Here is a 16,331-nt window from a genome sequence, read left to right as displayed (position 1 = left end):
GGCAAAGAAGCAAGCTTCTTCCCGCTGCCGCTCGACTTGCATGTGTTAGGCCTGCCGCCAGCGTTCAATCTGAGCCATGATCAAACTCTTCAATTTAAGATTTGTTTGATTCGCTAAGTTAATAGCTATGCTCAAAGAATTAGTAACTGTTCATTCGTAATGAATTTACTGCTAGTCACTCTTCAAGACTTTTTATATCGTCAGCCGATAGGTCTTGTGAGTGCCCACACAGATTGTCTGATTAAATTGTTAAAGAGCAGTGCGCGATGGCCTTGGCCGCTGCGCGAGGTGGCGTATATTACGCTTTCCTCTTTCAGAGTCAATGTTTATTTTAAACATCGTTCTCTTTTTCTTATCGACCCGCCGTTGTGTTCACAGCGCCGTGTCGATGGAGGCGCATTATAGGGAGCCGATGCAGAAGCGCAAGCGAATATCGCTAACTTTTTCTCGTTTGCGCAACATTCATTCACTTGGTCGATTTAATGCGCGTTTTTATCCACTGAGGCAGCTCGGCAAGGCTAGCGATGATGCCATCAGCCAGAGATTCGCCCTGCGCGGTGATGGGCTTTCCGCTACGAACCAGAACTTTTGTGCCTACGCCTGCGGCAATTCCCGCCTGCATATCCTCGGCTTTATCACCAACCATATAAGAAGCGGCCATATCGATATTCAAATGGCGCTGCGCGGAAATCAGCATGCCTGGTTGCGGCTTGCGGCAATCGCAAACCTGGCGATATTCATCGCTCCCATGTTCAGGATGATGCGGACAAAAATAGATGCCGTCCAAATCCACGCCGCGATCGGCCAATGACCAATCCATCCACTCCGTCAATTGCATAAACTGATCTTCAGTAAATTTACCACGGGCAATACCGGATTGGTTGGTGACGACGATCAGCGCGAATCCCATATCCTTTAACTCACGCATGGCATCAATGACGCCCTCAATGAACTGAAACTGATCGATCTCATGAACATATCCGTGATCGACATTAATCGTACCGTCACGATCAAGAAAAACTGCTGGAACACTTTGTGCCACTTACTTTGCTCCTGATGGCGTAAATTGCCGGTTAGTATCGCATGTTTTCGTCATCAGAGAGAATGCCGGGGGAGCGACAATGCCAATTGACTTAGACGTCTAGACGCCCTACCATCCAGCTAACATTCTGACTACTCAGAATATGAATGATTCTGCCATAGGCGTTTATAATAAAAAGTTATGATTGAACTCTCTAATATCACAAAGGTTTTTCAGCAAAATGGTCGAGAGATTACTGCGCTTGCCAATGTAAACCTTCATGTTCCAAAAGGACAAATCTATGGCGTCATTGGCGCATCGGGCGCGGGTAAAAGCACGCTGATCCGCTGCGTCAATTTATTAGAGCGTCCCACCCGGGGTACCGTGCTGGTTGACGGTCAGGATCTGACGAAACTATCGGAAAGCCAGTTAACGCAGGCTCGCCGCCAGATCGGCATGATTTTTCAACATTTTAATTTGCTTTCATCGCGCACGGTTTTTGGCAATATCGCCCTCCCGCTGGAGCTTGATAACACGCCAAAGGCCGAGATTAAGCGCCGGGTAAACGAGTTGCTGAATATCGTCGGTTTATCCGACAAGCACGACGTCTATCCGGCCAACCTTTCCGGCGGACAAAAGCAGCGTGTGGCAATAGCCCGTTCATTGGCCAGCAACCCGAAAGTTTTATTATGCGACGAAGCAACCAGTGCTCTGGATCCGGCAACAACCCGCTCTATTTTAACCTTGCTTAAAGATATCAATCGTCGTCTGGATCTGACGATTCTCTTGATCACCCATGAAATGGATGTCGTAAAGCGTATTTGCGACCAGGTCGCCGTGATCAGCGACGGATGTCTGATTGAACAAGATACGGTGGGACAACTGTTTTCTCATCCAAAAACCCCGTTGGCGCAACAATTCATTCATTCAACACTGCACCTGGATATTCCTGAAGACTATGTCGAACGTTTAACGCCGACGCAGCGGGAAGGTTCGGTGCCGTTGCTGCGTATGGAGTTCACCGGTCAGTCCGTGGATGCTCCGCTGCTTTCCGAAGTGGCGCGGCGTTTTAGCGTCAACAATAATATTATCAGCGCGCAGATGGATTATGCAGGCGGCGTAAAATTCGGCATTATGCTGGCGGAAATGCACGGCCAGGAGGCGGATACCCAGGCAGCAATAAAATTCCTGCAAGATCACCATGCAAATATCGAGGTATTAGGTTATGTCTGAAGCCATGATGTGGCTAATGGCCCGTGGTGTATGGGAAACAGTGGCAATGACATTGGTTTCCGGCTTTTTTGGTTTTGTGTTGGGTCTACCGGTAGGAGTATTGCTTTACGTCACCCGACCGGGGCAGATTATCGCCAACCCCAAACTTTACCGGGTGCTTTCAGCACTGGTGAATATCTTCCGCTCCATTCCTTTTATTATTTTACTGGTATGGATGATCCCCTTTACCCGCATTATTGTCAGCACATCCATCGGCCTACAGGCGGCGATGGTCCCATTAACCGTCGGCGCCGCGCCCTTTATCGCCCGTATGGTGGAAAATACCCTGCTGGAAATTCCAACAGGACTGATTGAGGCTTCACGGGCCATGGGCGCGACCCCCATGCAAATCGTCAGAAAAATCCTGCTGCCGGAAGCATTACCGGGTTTGATTAATGCCGCGACCATCACGCTCATCACCCTTGTTGGCTATTCCGCCATGGGCGGGGCGGTGGGCGCCGGCGGTCTGGGTCAAATTGGTTATCAATATGGTTACATTGGTTATAACGCGACGGTAATGAATACGGTATTGGTCTTGCTGGTTATTCTGGTTTATCTGATTCAATTCTGTGGCGACCGGGCAGTAAAAGCCGTCACGCATAAGTAAGCGTTAAAAACAGGCATGAGCTTATTCCAGGCTCATGTCACGAAGACTTTTAATTATAATTAGAGGAAGGATATGGCTATCAAATTGAAATCCATCGCAGCCATCGGCGCATTGATTGGCGCACTGGCTGTAGCGGGATGTGGTCAGGAAGAAAAAGATCCTAATCATATCAAGGTAGGCATCATTGTCGGCGCAGAGCAGCAGGTTGCGGAAGTTGCGCAAAAAGTAGCGAAAGACAAATACGGTTTGGACGTTGAGTTAGTCACTTTCAATGATTATGTCTTGCCAAACGAGGCGTTGAGCAAAGGCGATATCGACCTGAACGCTTTCCAACACAAACCTTACCTGGACCAGCAAATTAAAGATCGCGGCTATAAGCTGGTCTCCGTAGGCAACACCTTCGTTTACCCGATTGCCGGTTACTCTAAGAAAATAAAGTCGCTGGATGAATTGCAGGATGGTTCTCAGGTAGCGGTGCCAAACGACCCGACCAACCTGGGCCGGACGTTACTGCTGTTGCAGAAAGTGGGGCTGATTAAACTCAAAGAAAACGTTGGCCTGCTGCCAACCGTGCTGGACGTAACGGAAAATCCGAAAAACCTGAAACTGGTCGAACTGGAAGCGCCGCAGTTGCCGCGTTCGCTGGATGACGCCCAGATCGCTTTGGCGGTTATCAATACCACTTATGCCAGCCAAATCAACCTGACGCCGACCAAAGACGGGATTTTTATCGAAGATAAAGAGTCTCCCTATGTCAACCTGCTGGTTGCACGCGAAGACAATAAAGATGCCGACAATGTGAAAAAATTCGTCCAGGCCTATCAGTCTGAGGAAGTAAACGCCGCGGCAAATAAGATCTTTAACGGCGGTGCGGTTAAAGGCTGGTAGACCATTATTACCACCTTTACAAAATATATCGCTAAGACGGGCCTCGGCCCGTCTTGTTATTTGTGCAATAGCTTGCTTCAATATCCGCTCTTGGAGAAAGAACTGAGGAAATCATATGCGCGCCCTACCGCTTATTCTGTTGGCAATGTCGCTAACAGGATGTTCTCTATTGCAGAAGCCATCCGCTCCAAAACATCACCCCACTAGCGAAGCGAAAGTAGAACCGACGGCTAAGCCCAAGCCGACGACACGACCGCTCGCGCCGGCGGTGTTATACAAAAGCGCGGAAGAGCTGGTTGGCAGCCCATTCCGTGATATGGGAGAAGTTTCCGGCTCGTCTTGTCAGGTCAGCGCTCAGGATGCGCCGCCGAACATCGCCAACGCCCGCCGGAGAATGCAGAACCGGGCTACGGCCATTAGGGCCAATGCGGTCCTGCTGCATGACTGTCAGATTATCAGCGGCGTCGCCGGCTGTTATCGTCAGGCGGTTTGCCAAGGCACGGCATTACAAGTCTCTAATCAATGAAACCGTTTTTGTTCAATCAGATCGGCGTTATTCGCTCTCCTTATAAAGAAAAATTCGCCATTCCGCGACAACCAGGTCTGATTGAAGATGGCGGAGGCGAACTCCAGCTATTACCGCCATACAATCAGGCGGAATGCGTACGCGGGCTGTCTGACTTCAGTCATATCTGGGTCCTGTTTGTTTTCCATCAAACAATGGAAGGCGGCTGGCGCCCTACGGTTCGGCCTCCCAGATTAGGCGGAAATGCGCGCGTAGGCGTCTTCGCCACGCGTTCAACCTTTCGGCCCAACCCCATCGGCATGTCGCTGGTGGAACTGAAAGCGATTCACATCAAAGGCGATACGGTGAAACTGGCATTGGGAAGTCTTGATTTGGTGGATGGGACGCCGGTAATGGATATCAAACCCTATCTGCCATTTGCGGAAAGTCAGCCTCATGCCCGGGCGGGTTTTGCCCAGTCGGCTCCGGAAGCCGCAATGCCGGTTATTTTTTCCCCGCTGGCTGAACAGCAAATCGCCGGGCATCAGGACAAGCATCCCCACTTAAAACGTTTTATCACCCAGGTATTAGCGCAGGATCCGCGCCCGGCCTATCGCAAAGGTGAGGACGACGAGAGAGAATATGCCGTTTTGCTGCTGGAATTTAACGTCCGCTGGCGGGTATCGGCGCAGCGAACGGAAGTGCTGTGTCTTGAAACGCGCTAAAAACGCGGCGACCTTTTCTAGCGCCAAGGATGGTCGACCATAAGCAGCGAACCGCGCTAACCGGCATAAAATTGTTCGGAGTCTCTTTTGACGAACGGCGCACACTGGTAAACTAAGCCACTTTTTATATCTTCGGCTGCATTGGCAGCCTGATGCCATTCTTTGTTCTAACGGAACTAAAACACCATGCGTACTAGCCAATACCTGCTCTCCACGCTGAAGGAGACGCCTGCCGATGCGGAAGTCATCAGCCATCAGTTGATGCTTCGCGCGGGAATGATCCGCAAACTGGCCTCCGGCCTTTATACCTGGCTGCCAACCGGCTTACGGGTTTTGAAAAAAGTTGAAAACATCGTTCGGGAAGAAATGAACAACGCGGGCGCGATCGAAGTGTCCATGCCGGTTGTTCAACCCGCCGATCTCTGGGTTGAAAGCGGTCGCTGGGAGCAGTATGGTCCGGAATTACTGCGTTTCGTCGATCGCGGCGAACGCCCATTCGTCCTCGGCCCGACGCATGAGGAAGTCATTACCGATTTGATTCGTAATGAAATCAGCTCATATAAACAGCTGCCGTTGAACTTCTTTCAGATTCAAACCAAATTCCGGGATGAAGTGCGCCCTCGCTTTGGCGTAATGCGCTCGCGCGAGTTCCTGATGAAAGATGCCTATTCTTTCCATACGTCCCAGGAATCATTGCAGGCAACGTACGATACGATGTACGCCGCCTATAGCAAGATCTTCAGCCGCATGGGGTTGGATTTCAGAGCGGTTCAGGCGGATACCGGCTCTATCGGCGGGAACGCCTCCCATGAGTTCCAGGTGCTGGCGGCCAGCGGTGAAGACGATATCGTGTTCTCCACCGGATCCGACTATGCGGCGAACATTGAGTTTGCAGAGGCCGTTGCGCCTGAATTAGGCCGGGCCGAAGCAACCGAAGAACTGCGTCTGGTTGATACGCCAAATGCCAAAACCATCGCGGAGCTGGTTGAGCAATTCAAACTGCCGGTTGAGAAAACCGTTAAAACGTTGCTGGTGAAAGCCACCGAGGAAAGCGGCCATAAGCTGGTTGCACTGCTGGTTCGCGGCGATCACGAACTGAATGAAGTTAAAGCCGAAAAACTTGAACTGGTCGCCAGTCCGCTGACGTTTGCCGCTGAAGAAGAGATCCGTGCCATTGTCGGCGCAGGCCCCGGCTCGCTGGGTCCGGTTAACCTGCCGATCCCGGTCGTAGTCGATCGCTCCGTTGCGGCGATGAGTGATTTCGGCGCCGGCGCCAACGTTGACGGCAAACACTACTTTGGCATCAACTGGGAGCGCGACGTCGCGCTGCCGCTGGTTGCCGATATTCGTAATGTGATGGAAGGCGATGCCAGCCCCGATGGAAAAGGCACGCTGCAAATCAAGCGCGGTATTGAAGTCGGCCATATTTTCCAATTGGGCAGCAAGTACTCCGAAGCCCTGAAGGCAACCGTCCAGGGTGAAGACGGACGTAATCAGATTCTGACGATGGGTTGCTATGGTATCGGCGTGACCCGCGTGGTGGCGGCGGCTATTGAACAGAACCATGACGACCGCGGCATTATCTGGCCTGACGCTATCGCGCCTTTCCACGTCGCTATTCTGCCGATGAATATGCACAAATCTTTCCGCGTGAAAGAAGTTGCTGAAGATATCTATCAGCAATTACGGGCGAAAGGTATCGAAGTGCTGCTGGATGACCGTAAAGAGCGTCCGGGCGTGATGTTCGCCGATATGGAACTGATTGGCGTACCGCACACCATCGTCATTGGCGATCGCAATCTGGATAATGAAGAGATTGAATATAAAAGTCGTCGCGGCGGTGAGAAACAGATGATCAAAACCAGCGAAATCGTTGATTTCCTGGCGGCGAACGTTGTTCGCTAATCGTCTGTGGGCTGTCCTTTCCGCATAGGGAAGGACGCAGTGCGTCGTAACGTCATCGTCTGGCGCTAAAGCGACATAAAAAATGGTGGGGCGACCCCACCATTTTTTGTTCCATTAAACTCTGCCAGCGGCATTACTCACGGAACAATTCTTCAATATCCAGCCCTTGCACCTGTAGGATTTCCCGCAGACGACGCAAGCCTTCCACCTGAATCTGACGAACACGCTCGCGTGTCAGGCCGATTTCCCGGCCGACATCTTCCAGCGTGGCCGCTTCATATCCCAACAGACCGAAACGACGAGCCAACACTTCACGCTGCTTAGCGTTAAGTTCAAACAGCCACTTAACAATATTCTGTTTCATATCGTTGTTTTGAGTGGTGTCTTCCGGCCCATTGTCTTTTTCATCCGCCAGGATATCCAACAGCGCTTTTTCCGAATCACCCCCTAACGGGGTATCAACCGAGGTTATGCGCTCATTCAGACGCAACATGCGATTGACATCGTCGACAGGCTTATCAAGCTGTTCGGCGATCTCTTCCGCACTCGGTTCGTGATCCAGTTTATGAGAAAGTTCGCGCGCGGTACGCAGATAGACATTGAGTTCTTTAACGATATGGATCGGCAGTCGAATAGTACGGGTCTGGTTCATGATCGCCCGTTCTATCGTCTGTCGAATCCACCATGTGGCATACGTTGAAAAACGAAACCCCTTCTCAGGATCGAATTTCTCAACGGCACGAATCAGACCAAGATTACCTTCTTCAATCAGATCCAATAGCGCCAGACCACGATTGTTGTAACGGCGAGCGATCTTGACCACCAACCGCAGGTTACTCTCGATCATCCGGCGGCGCGACGGCAAATCGCCACGCAACGCGCGCCGGGCAAAATAGACTTCTTCTTCGGCAGTTAAAAGCGGTGAATAACCAATTTCTCCCAAATAGAGCTGAGTCGCATCTAAAACACGCTGCGGAACCCCTTGTGATAATAACTCTTCTTCTGTTGAGTCATTATCACTGGTTTCTTCCTCTACCAGCGCCTTGTCTTCAAAAACGCCAAGTCCATTCTCTTCAAAATCAGCATCTTCATGTAACTCGTTAACTTTCAGCGTATTTTGGCTCATAAGTGGCTCCTACCCGTGATCCCAAGGCAGAATACCGAAATACTCCGCCCGATTTATCGCTGCGGAAGAAAACGCAGCGGGTTTACGGATTTCCCCTTGTAACGAATTTCAAAATGCAAACGAACTGAACTGGTGCCGGTGCTACCCATGGTAGCTATTTTCTGCCCCGCCGTGACCTCTTGTTGCTCCCGGACCAGCATACTTTCATTATGAGCGTAGGCACTTAGGTAGTCATCATTATGCTTGATGATTATCAGATTACCGTAACCTCGCAAAGCGTTGCCCGCATACACTACACGCCCACCGGCGGTAGCAACAACGGATTGTCCACGAGAGCCGGCGATATCAATCCCTTTATTTCCCCCTTCCGAATCGGAGAAACTATCAATGACTTTCCCATCTGTGGGCCAACGCCAACTGCCGACAGCAACAGTGGCACTGCTGCTGGCAACAGCCGCTGGTGCGGTAACAGGAGCGGTCGTAGCAGCCCCTGCCGTAGGTAACATCTTACCTACATTCTGTTTACCCGAGTTATCAGAATACGCGTTAGTCGACTGAGAAGCAACCGGCATAGTTTGCATTTGATTAGTTTGGATTTGACTATTAGACGGCGGAACCGGCACGCCCCCCCCGGCAGCGCCCGTCGTCGCCAGCATTCCGCCGCCTGACGAGCCGCCGGTGTTCACGCTGGTGCCCAACGCCAGCGTCTGACCGACATTCAGACTATAGGGCTCAGGAATATGGTTACGCTGAGCCAGGTCCCGATAATCGTTGCCGGTGATCCAGGCGATATAAAAGAGCGTGTCGCCACGCTTGACCGTATAGGTATTCCCGCCGTTATAACTCCCTTTCGGGATATTGTCATAGCTGCGGTTATAAACGATTCGACCATCGCGCGTGGCCACTTTCGACTCGGAGGATGTCGTGATCTGCGACGGAGGGGGAGTCGACACGCCGCTTCTGCCGCCGCCCGAATTTCCGCCGACGCTGCTGATCGGCGCGGATTGGGTATTATCGTGAGAACATCCGGCTAACCCTAAGACAACAAACGTACAAGCAGCGATCTGACGCAAATTCATCATTCGGCTTCCCATGCGCCTTACTCCCCTATAACTATAAAATTCAGTAATCAGTTCAGACATTTGTGGCTCATATCCATTGTAGCGTAGCTGAGTTCAGGTATTTTTCGTCAGCCAGAATGAGAAAGATCGCCATTTCTTCATCTCTGACGCATAAGCGGCATCGGAGAGACAAAATCCTTATCTGATGCTAGCAATATCAGCACGTTCATACCATAAACCCGTTGTATTGAAATCTTCAATTCCCGACGACTAGCTGGAGTCGTCGCCACCGTATCAGGCTAATTCGCCTTTGACTAGCGGAACAAACCGAACTGCTTCAACCGTTTGGATAATGAACTCACCCGCGAGACGCTTTACCACCTGTAACGTTTGTGATTGCTCGCCGACCGGCAGCACCATCACGCCCCCTTCATCCAACTGTTCCAGCAAGGCGCGGGGGATCTCCGGCGGCGCGGCCGTGACAATAATGGCATCAAAAGGGCCGCGCGACGCCCAGCCCTGCCAGCCATCGCCATGGCGGGTAGAAACATTATGCAAATCAAGCTGTTTAAGACGGCGCTTAGCCTGCCACTGGAGTCCTTTAATACGCTCGACGGAGCAGACGTGCTTAACCAAATTCGCCAGAATCGCCGTTTGATAGCCCGAACCGGTGCCTATCTCCAGGACGCGGGAAACCGGCGTCAAATGTAGCAATTCCGTCATTTTCGCCACCATGTAAGGCTGCGAAATCGTTTGGCCGGAACCTATCGGCAACGCCGTATTCTCATAGGCTTTATGCTCAAAAGCCTCATCGACAAAACGTTCTCTGGGTACGGCGGCTATCGCCTGTAGCAGGCGCTCATCCTGTATTCCCTGCTGACGCAATAGCGCCAGCAGCGTTTGCACGCGTTTATTTACCATACCCCGCTAACCTCAGCTTTGGTTAACCTCGTCGTCGATACACTCATTTTCCCCCGCGGGGTGAAAATTGCAGCCACAGTCATTATTGTCACAGGCGTCCGTTCAAGAAAAAAAGAAACCGCGGTACATCAGGCGCTGATGTCCACGTCCTGCTGCGGGTTTAGTATTTCACGCACGACGCTGGTGGCGTAACTTCCCGCCGGCAGCCAGAATTTCAGTTCAACCGTCGCGTCATCCCGCCAGTCCCAGCTCATCTGCTGCGGATACAATAATATCGCACGACGGGCCGACTCGACCCGCTCACGCTGCAATAAAGACAGCAATGTTTCCTGGCCGATAAGATTCTCTTGTTCAAAAACCAGCGCGGCATCCTGCGTGCCTAACGCGCCATCCCCCGGCAACGGCGCCGTTACCTGAAGCTCGCCGCCATCCAGACGCGCCTGTAAAACAGACAGCTCATCGGGCCTGGCGACAAACCAACTGCCCCGCCCCGTCAATTGTAATGCATCGCCGCATAACACGGTTTTAGCCGACTGCTGCGCCAGACGCGCGCTGGCGACCTGATTAAACAGCGCGCTGCGGCTGGCGGAAAGATAAAAGCTTCGCTTATTGCGCGCCTTAACCTGAATTTCATTATTAGCCCAAAGACGCGCCTGTTCCAGATTATTGCCGTTTTTACCAAATCGCTGGCTGCCGAAATAATTGGGCACGCCGTCTTGCGCAATCCGCTGCAAACGGGCATTCACCTCTTCCCGATCGCTGATTTCACGCAACACCAGCGTAAACGCGTTCCCCTGCAATGCGCCAATACGCAATTTACGGCGATGGCGGGCAAATTCAAGCACCTCACAACCTTCCAGTGAGAAATCGTTTAAGTCAGGGGCGGTTTTACCCGGAATATGCAGGCAAAACCATTGCTCGGTAACCGCATGGCGGTCCTTCAGACCCGCATAACTCACCGCGCGTTGCGGCAGACGGGCAAATTTCGCCAGCGCCTCCGCCACAAATTGCGTGTTGCAGCCGCGCTTACGGATGCGCGCCAGGATATGCTCGCCTTCGCCGTCCGGCTGAAAACCCAAATCCTCGATAACGCTGAAATCTTCCGCGCTGGACTTCAGTACGCCCGACGCCCGAGGTTCGCCATGCAGCCAGGTCAGCGACGCCTGATTCTCCATCCCTACCATGCGACGATCCCGCCCGCGTCATTTTTCACCAGGAGCGCGACGGATTCACAGGCGATGCCCTCACCGCGCCCGGTAAATCCGAGTTGTTCGGTTGTGGTGGCCTTAACGTTCACATCATCCATGTGACATTGCAGATCTTCGGCCAGATTGACGCGCATTTGCGGAATGTGGGAAGCCATCTTCGGCGCCTGAGCAATAATCGTGACATCCAGATTGCCCAGTCGATAGCCTTTTTCGGTGACGCGCCGCCACGCCTCTCGCAGCAACACGCGGCTGTCGGCCCCTTTAAATGCCGGATCGGTATCGGGAAACAGCTTGCCGATATCGCCCAGCGCGGCGGCGCCCAGCAGCGCATCCGTTACCGCATGTAGAACAACATCGCCATCAGAATGAGCAAGCAGCCCCTGAGAATAAGGAATGCGCACCCCACCGATCACCAGCGGACCTTCGCCACCAAATTTATGAACATCAAAACCGTGACCGATACGCATCGTGCGTTCTCCTTATGACTTATGTCGTTAGAATATAGGTTTACTCAATTGAACGGCTATGCCGTAAATTCGTTAAATAAAATGCCGCCAATGCCAGATCTTCCGGACGGGTAACTTTGATATTGTCTGCTCGTCCGCTGACCAACTGTGGATGATAACCACAATACTCCAGTGCGGAGGCTTCGTCCGTCACTGTCGCCCCATCGCGCAGCGCCTGCTGTAAACAGGTTTTCAATAACGCGAGCGGAAACAGCTGCGGCGTCAGGGCATGCCACAGTTCGTTACGTTCCACCGTGTGCTCAATCGCCGTTCCCGCACTGCGTTTCATGGTATCACGGACGGGAGACGCCAGAATTCCGCCCACATCGCTCCGCGAGGTAATGCTCAGTAACCGTTCAAGATCGTCCTGATGCAGGCAAGGACGCGCCGCGTCATGCACCAGCACCCATTCGGCATCCTCCACGCTATCGAGCCCCGCCAGTACGGAATCAGCCCGTTGTTTACCGCCGATCGCCACACTGACGCGAGGATCGGCGGCAATAGGCAAGGAATGGAAGCGGGTATCGTCGGCACTGACGACGACGATCGCGCGGCGAATGCGGGGATGGGACAACAGCGCGTTAATCGCGTGCTCCAGAATGGTTTTATTATCGATAGTTAAATACTGCTTGGGGCAAGCGCTTTGCATTCTGCTGCCGTTGCCGGCGGCAGGTAAGACAGCAACAACCTCTGGCAGGGAAGCAATTTGTTTTCGCATTCGTTAGTGTGACGTATTGTTAGGTAAAGATGACGGGCTGGTTGTGCTGCTACGGACCCCGGACTCAGGAACCAGGCGATAGAAGCTTTCACCGGGTTTAATCATGCCCAGCTCATTGCGCGCGCGCTCTTCAATCGCTTCCTGTCCGCCGTCCAGATCGTCGATTTCCGCAAACAGTTGTTCGTTTCGGGCTTTCAGCTTGGCATTATTCCCTTGCTGAACGACAACGTCGTCTTTTACCCGAACATAATCATGAACACCATTCTTGCCCAGCCACAGCGAATACTGAAGCCAGCCAAGTATTACCAATAATAACAGCGTAAGCTTTCCCATCCCGCCCCCTGAAAAACCGCCTAATCATCCCATAACTTTTGCTTCGACTCCACACTGTGTGGCGGCAGGCGCGAAGATTCCTGCCAAAGTAGGGGAAAAGACAGGGAACGGCGCCGGAAATACATCATTTTTCAGCGAACATAATCACGTCCGGCGTTATTCGCCGATGAACAGAGAAAATGTCAGCCAGACCAGAGACAAGACCGTCAGCGCGGTTGCCGACAAGGCGTACCAGATATGTGGGTAAAATAGATAAGAGAACCCGGCGCCGATAATGAGCGACAGCGGCATTAACGCCAAAAAGAACGGCCAGGTGTAAAGCAGCAGGAAAAACGCGGCATTCGCGTTATAAACCAGAAAAGGAAGGATGAACGCCAGGCAATAAAAACAAAAACCGGCGCCGGTTCCCAGCAGGAAAGGGGAGACGCCGTCATCGTCCCGCACTGCGTCAGTATTGGCGGCTGTTAGCCGAGTGACATTCTGCATCGTTTTCCCCTGCAATTTCCTCGCCCCGCACGAACGCGGGACGAGAAAGCGATCAGAGGTTGATAATAGCTCGCCGGCGGAGCAGATCTAACAGTTGATCCGTCAAATTTGTTACCAATTGTTCACCGTCCAGATGAACATCCGGCGCGTCCGGCGCTTCATAGACGGAATCGATGCCGGTGAAATTACGCAGTTCTCCGGCCCGCGCTTTTTTGTAGAGTCCTTTCGGATCGCGCGCTTCGCAGGTCGCCAAAGGCGTATCGACGAATACTTCGATAAATTGCCCGTCGTCCAGCAGATCCTGCACCATTTTCCGCTCGGCGCGATGGGGCGAGATAAAGGCCGTCAGCACCACCAGACCGGCATCGACCATCAATTTGGCCACCTCGCCGACGCGGCGGATATTTTCCCGCCGATCGTCGTCGGTAAAGCCTAAATCGCGGCACAGTCCGTGACGGACATTGTCGCCATCCAGCAGATAGGTGCTAACCCCCAGTCGATGCAGCGCCTGTTCCAGCGCGCCGGCCAGGGTCGATTTACCCGAGCCCGAAAGCCCGGTAAACCAGATGACGACGCCCTGATGACCATGCAGGCGCTCGCGCTCCCGACGAGACACCACATGCGAGTGCCACACTACATTTTCATCGTCCGGCAGCGGCGACGAGGGATGGCGTTGAGACACGTTATTTCCCTCCCAGCAGGTCACGCGCGCCCCAATGCGGGAAGTGACGACGAATCAGCGCATTCAGCTCCAGTTCAAATGCGCTGTAAGCGCCGGGTTCCTGATAGTTCCGTTCGACCACTTCCCGTACCAGTCCGGCGCCCACGGTGACATTGCTCAGGCGATCGATAAAGATCATGCCGCCGGTGACATGGTGTTGCTGATAATTATCCAGCACCAGCGGTTCATCAAACGTCAGCTCAACCAGGCCGATGCCGTTCAACGGCAGGCTTTCCGTTACCCGTTGCGTCAGGGTATTGATCTCAACCTGATACTGAATGTTCTCCACCCGGGCGCGGGCTTTCTTTCCGGCGATCTTGATGTCATAGCTCTGGCCCGGCACCAGCGGTTGTTCCGCCATCCACACCACATCGACCAGCGCATTCTGCGCCGGTTTCAGGGTTTCCGCGCCGTCGACCAGCAGATCGCCGCGGCTGATATCGATCTCATCGGCCAATACCAGCGTAATCGCTTCGCCGGCCTGCGCCTGTTGCAGATCGCCGTCAAAGGTGACGATGCGGCTAACGGTGGACTCCACGCCCGACGGCAACACTTTCACCCGCTGCCCGACGCTGACCACGCCTGACGCCAGCGTACCGGCATAGCCGCGGAAATCGAGGTTGGGACGGTTCACATACTGTACCGGGAAGCGCATCGGCAGCGTCAGGCTGCGCTGCGCCACGTTGACGTTTTCCAGCACATCCAGCAGCGTCGGCCCGTCATACCAGCCCATGGCGTCGCTCGGTCTGGCGACGTTATCGCCGTCCAGCGCGGAAATCGGCACAAAGGTAATATTCAGATCGGTAGGCAACTGCTGGGCGAAATCCAGATAATCCTGTTTAAACTGCTCAAACACCGACTGCTGATAGCCCACCAGATCCATTTTATTGACGGCCACCACCAAATGACGGATCCCCAGCAGCGTTGCAATAAAGCTGTGGCGTCGCGTCTGATCCAAAACGCCTTTACGCGCATCGATCAGCAGGATCGCCAGCTCGCAGGTGGAAGCCCCGGTCGCCATATTGCGGGTATACTGCTCATGCCCCGGCGTATCCGCGATAATGAATTTGCGCTTTTCCGTCGAGAAATAGCGGTAAGCCACATCAATGGTGATGCCCTGCTCGCGCTCGGCCTGAAGGCCATCGACCAGCAAAGCCAGATCCAGTTTTTCCCCCTGCGTACCCAGCCGTTTGCTATCGCTGTGCAGCGTGGTTAACTGATCCTCATAAATCTGACGGGTATCGTGCAACAAACGGCCAATCAGCGTACTTTTACCGTCGTCGACGCTGCCGCAGGTCAGAAAACGCAGCAGGGTTTTATCCTGCTGGGCGCGCAGATAGGCTTCCACGCCCCCTTGTTCCGCAATCTGCTTGGCGATCACATTCTGTTGTTCAACAAACTGGTTCATTCGACGACTCCTTAGAAATACCCTTGACGCTTTTTCAGCTCCATTGAACCGGACTGATCGCGATCGATCATCCGTCCCTGACGTTCGCTGGTAGTGGAAATCAACATCTCTTCGATGATTTCCGGCAGCGTTTGCGCCTGTGACTCAACCGCGCCGGTCAGCGGCCAGCAGCCCAATGTGCGGAAACGCACCATACGCTGCTCAATCACTTCACCCGGTTGCAGATCGATACGATCGTCATCCACCATCAGCAGCATGCCGTCGCGCTCCAGCACCGGCCGTTCGGCGGCCAGATACAGCGGCACAATATCGATATTTTCCAGATAGATGTACTGCCAGATATCCAGTTCGGTCCAGTTGGACAGCGGGAAGACGCGGATGCTTTCGCCCTTGTTGATTTGGCCGTTATAGTTATGCCACAGCTCCGGACGCTGACTCTTCGGATCCCAGCGGTGGAAGCGGTCGCGGAACGAATAAATACGTTCTTTGGCGCGCGATTTTTCTTCATCGCGCCGCGCGCCGCCGAATGCGGCGTCAAAACCGTATTTATCCAGCGCCTGCTTCAGGCCCTCGGTTTTCATGATATCGGTATGCTTGGCGCTGCCGTGAATAAACGGGTTGATGCCGAGCGCCTCGCCCTGCGGGTTGCGGTGAACCAGCAGCTCGCATCCGTAGGCCTTCGCCGTGCGATCGCGGAATTCGTACATTTCGCGAAACTTCCAGCCGGTATCCACGTGCAGCAACGGAAACGGCAGCGATCCCGGGAAGAACGCTTTGCGCGCCAGATGCAGCATGACCGAGGAATCCTTACCGATGGAATACATCATCACCGGGTTGCCGAATTCCGCCGCCACTTCGCGGATGATATGAATACTCTCGGCTTCTAACTGCCGTAAATGAGTGAGTCGTTTCTCGTCCAT

General features: G+C 53.2%; 18 protein-coding genes and 1 rRNA gene. 6 read left to right on the top strand and 13 right to left on the bottom strand.

What is annotated here, in order from left to right:
* A 16S ribosomal RNA gene (locus ABRZ28_RS05125) occupies positions 1–96 on the bottom strand; the annotation flags it as partial.
* A 370-nt stretch (positions 97–466) separates the two neighbouring features.
* Positions 467–1,042 (bottom strand): D-glycero-beta-D-manno-heptose 1,7-bisphosphate 7-phosphatase, encoded by a 576-nt coding sequence (gmhB, locus tag ABRZ28_RS05120; protein ID WP_330519646.1) that lies wholly within the window; start codon positions 1,040–1,042, stop codon positions 467–469.
* A 180-nt stretch (positions 1,043–1,222) separates the two neighbouring features.
* Between gmhB and metN the strand changes: the two genes are divergently transcribed.
* From metN to proS, 6 genes are all read left to right on the top strand, one after another.
* Positions 1,223–2,254, top strand: coding sequence for a methionine ABC transporter ATP-binding protein MetN (metN, locus tag ABRZ28_RS05115; RefSeq protein WP_330519645.1), 1,032 nt, complete (start codon positions 1,223–1,225; stop codon positions 2,252–2,254).
* The gene (locus ABRZ28_RS05110) at positions 2,247–2,900 is read left to right on the top strand and encodes a methionine ABC transporter permease MetI (protein WP_319604567.1); all 654 of its coding nucleotides are present in this window, start codon (positions 2,247–2,249) and stop codon (positions 2,898–2,900) included. Before metN ends, ABRZ28_RS05110 begins: the two co-directional genes overlap by 8 nt.
* A 72-nt stretch (positions 2,901–2,972) precedes the next feature.
* On the top strand, positions 2,973–3,788 hold the full coding sequence (locus tag ABRZ28_RS05105; protein ID WP_319604566.1) for a MetQ/NlpA family lipoprotein: 816 nt from the start codon (positions 2,973–2,975) through the stop codon (positions 3,786–3,788).
* A 115-nt stretch (positions 3,789–3,903) separates the two neighbouring features.
* Positions 3,904–4,314, top strand: coding sequence for an envelope stress sensor lipoprotein RcsF (rcsF, locus tag ABRZ28_RS05100; protein WP_319604565.1), 411 nt, complete (start codon positions 3,904–3,906; stop codon positions 4,312–4,314).
* Positions 4,311–5,018, top strand: a complete 708-nt coding sequence (tsaA, locus tag ABRZ28_RS05095; protein ID WP_330519644.1) for a tRNA (N6-threonylcarbamoyladenosine(37)-N6)-methyltransferase TrmO — start codon at positions 4,311–4,313, stop codon at positions 5,016–5,018. The genes rcsF and tsaA overlap by 4 nt, the downstream gene beginning before the upstream one ends.
* Before the next feature lie 186 nt (positions 5,019–5,204).
* On the top strand, positions 5,205–6,923 hold the full coding sequence (gene proS, locus ABRZ28_RS05090) for a proline--tRNA ligase (protein WP_330519643.1): 1,719 nt from the start codon (positions 5,205–5,207) through the stop codon (positions 6,921–6,923).
* 133 nt (positions 6,924–7,056) lie between these two features.
* On the opposite strand, the gene rpoS is transcribed toward proS, so the two are convergent.
* The 11 genes from rpoS to cysD form a co-directional block, all read right to left on the bottom strand.
* Positions 7,057–8,049 carry an RNA polymerase sigma factor RpoS gene (rpoS, locus tag ABRZ28_RS05085; protein ID WP_319604562.1) on the bottom strand — a complete coding sequence of 331 codons (993 nt, stop codon included), beginning with the start codon at positions 8,047–8,049 and terminating at the stop codon, positions 7,057–7,059.
* 53 nt (positions 8,050–8,102) lie between these two features.
* A complete protein-coding gene (gene nlpD / locus ABRZ28_RS05080; RefSeq protein ID WP_319604581.1) occupies positions 8,103–9,131 on the bottom strand; it encodes a murein hydrolase activator NlpD in 1,029 nt (342 codons plus the stop codon).
* Between the two features lie 273 nt (positions 9,132–9,404).
* Positions 9,405–10,031 (bottom strand): protein-L-isoaspartate(D-aspartate) O-methyltransferase, encoded by a 627-nt coding sequence (locus ABRZ28_RS05075; protein WP_319604561.1) that lies wholly within the window; start codon positions 10,029–10,031, stop codon positions 9,405–9,407.
* 128 nt (positions 10,032–10,159) lie between these two features.
* Positions 10,160–11,206 (bottom strand): tRNA pseudouridine(13) synthase TruD, encoded by a 1,047-nt coding sequence (truD, locus tag ABRZ28_RS05070; RefSeq protein WP_330519658.1) that lies wholly within the window; start codon positions 11,204–11,206, stop codon positions 10,160–10,162.
* Between the two features lie 2 nt (positions 11,207–11,208).
* Positions 11,209–11,706 carry a 2-C-methyl-D-erythritol 2,4-cyclodiphosphate synthase gene (gene ispF, locus ABRZ28_RS05065; RefSeq protein WP_319604579.1) on the bottom strand — a complete coding sequence of 166 codons (498 nt, stop codon included), beginning with the start codon at positions 11,704–11,706 and terminating at the stop codon, positions 11,209–11,211.
* Between the two features lie 40 nt (positions 11,707–11,746).
* A complete protein-coding gene (gene ispD, locus ABRZ28_RS05060) occupies positions 11,747–12,463 on the bottom strand; it encodes a 2-C-methyl-D-erythritol 4-phosphate cytidylyltransferase (RefSeq protein ID WP_319604559.1) in 717 nt (238 codons plus the stop codon).
* A 3-nt stretch (positions 12,464–12,466) separates the two neighbouring features.
* Positions 12,467–12,796, bottom strand: a complete 330-nt coding sequence (gene ftsB / locus ABRZ28_RS05055) for a cell division protein FtsB (protein WP_319604558.1) — start codon at positions 12,794–12,796, stop codon at positions 12,467–12,469.
* 156 nt (positions 12,797–12,952) lie between these two features.
* Positions 12,953–13,282: a DUF3561 family protein gene (locus ABRZ28_RS05050; protein WP_330519642.1), complete on the bottom strand. Its 330-nt coding sequence runs from the start codon at positions 13,280–13,282 to the stop codon at positions 12,953–12,955.
* A gap of 52 nt (positions 13,283–13,334) precedes the next feature.
* The gene (gene cysC / locus ABRZ28_RS05045) at positions 13,335–13,964 is read right to left on the bottom strand and encodes an adenylyl-sulfate kinase (RefSeq protein ID WP_413556217.1); all 630 of its coding nucleotides are present in this window, start codon (positions 13,962–13,964) and stop codon (positions 13,335–13,337) included.
* A gap of 1 nt (position 13,965) precedes the next feature.
* Positions 13,966–15,411, bottom strand: coding sequence for a sulfate adenylyltransferase subunit CysN (cysN, locus tag ABRZ28_RS05040; protein WP_330519641.1), 1,446 nt, complete (start codon positions 15,409–15,411; stop codon positions 13,966–13,968).
* A gap of 11 nt (positions 15,412–15,422) precedes the next feature.
* Positions 15,423–16,331 (bottom strand): sulfate adenylyltransferase subunit CysD, encoded by a 909-nt coding sequence (gene cysD / locus ABRZ28_RS05035; RefSeq protein ID WP_319604552.1) that lies wholly within the window; start codon positions 16,329–16,331, stop codon positions 15,423–15,425.

Source organism: Brenneria sp. g21c3, from assembly GCF_040240345.1.
In the GTDB taxonomy this organism is placed as follows: domain Bacteria; phylum Pseudomonadota; class Gammaproteobacteria; order Enterobacterales; family Enterobacteriaceae; genus Brenneria.
The sequence above is the reverse complement of the archived record's forward strand: the minus strand, read 5'-3'. Positions and strand labels throughout refer to the sequence as shown.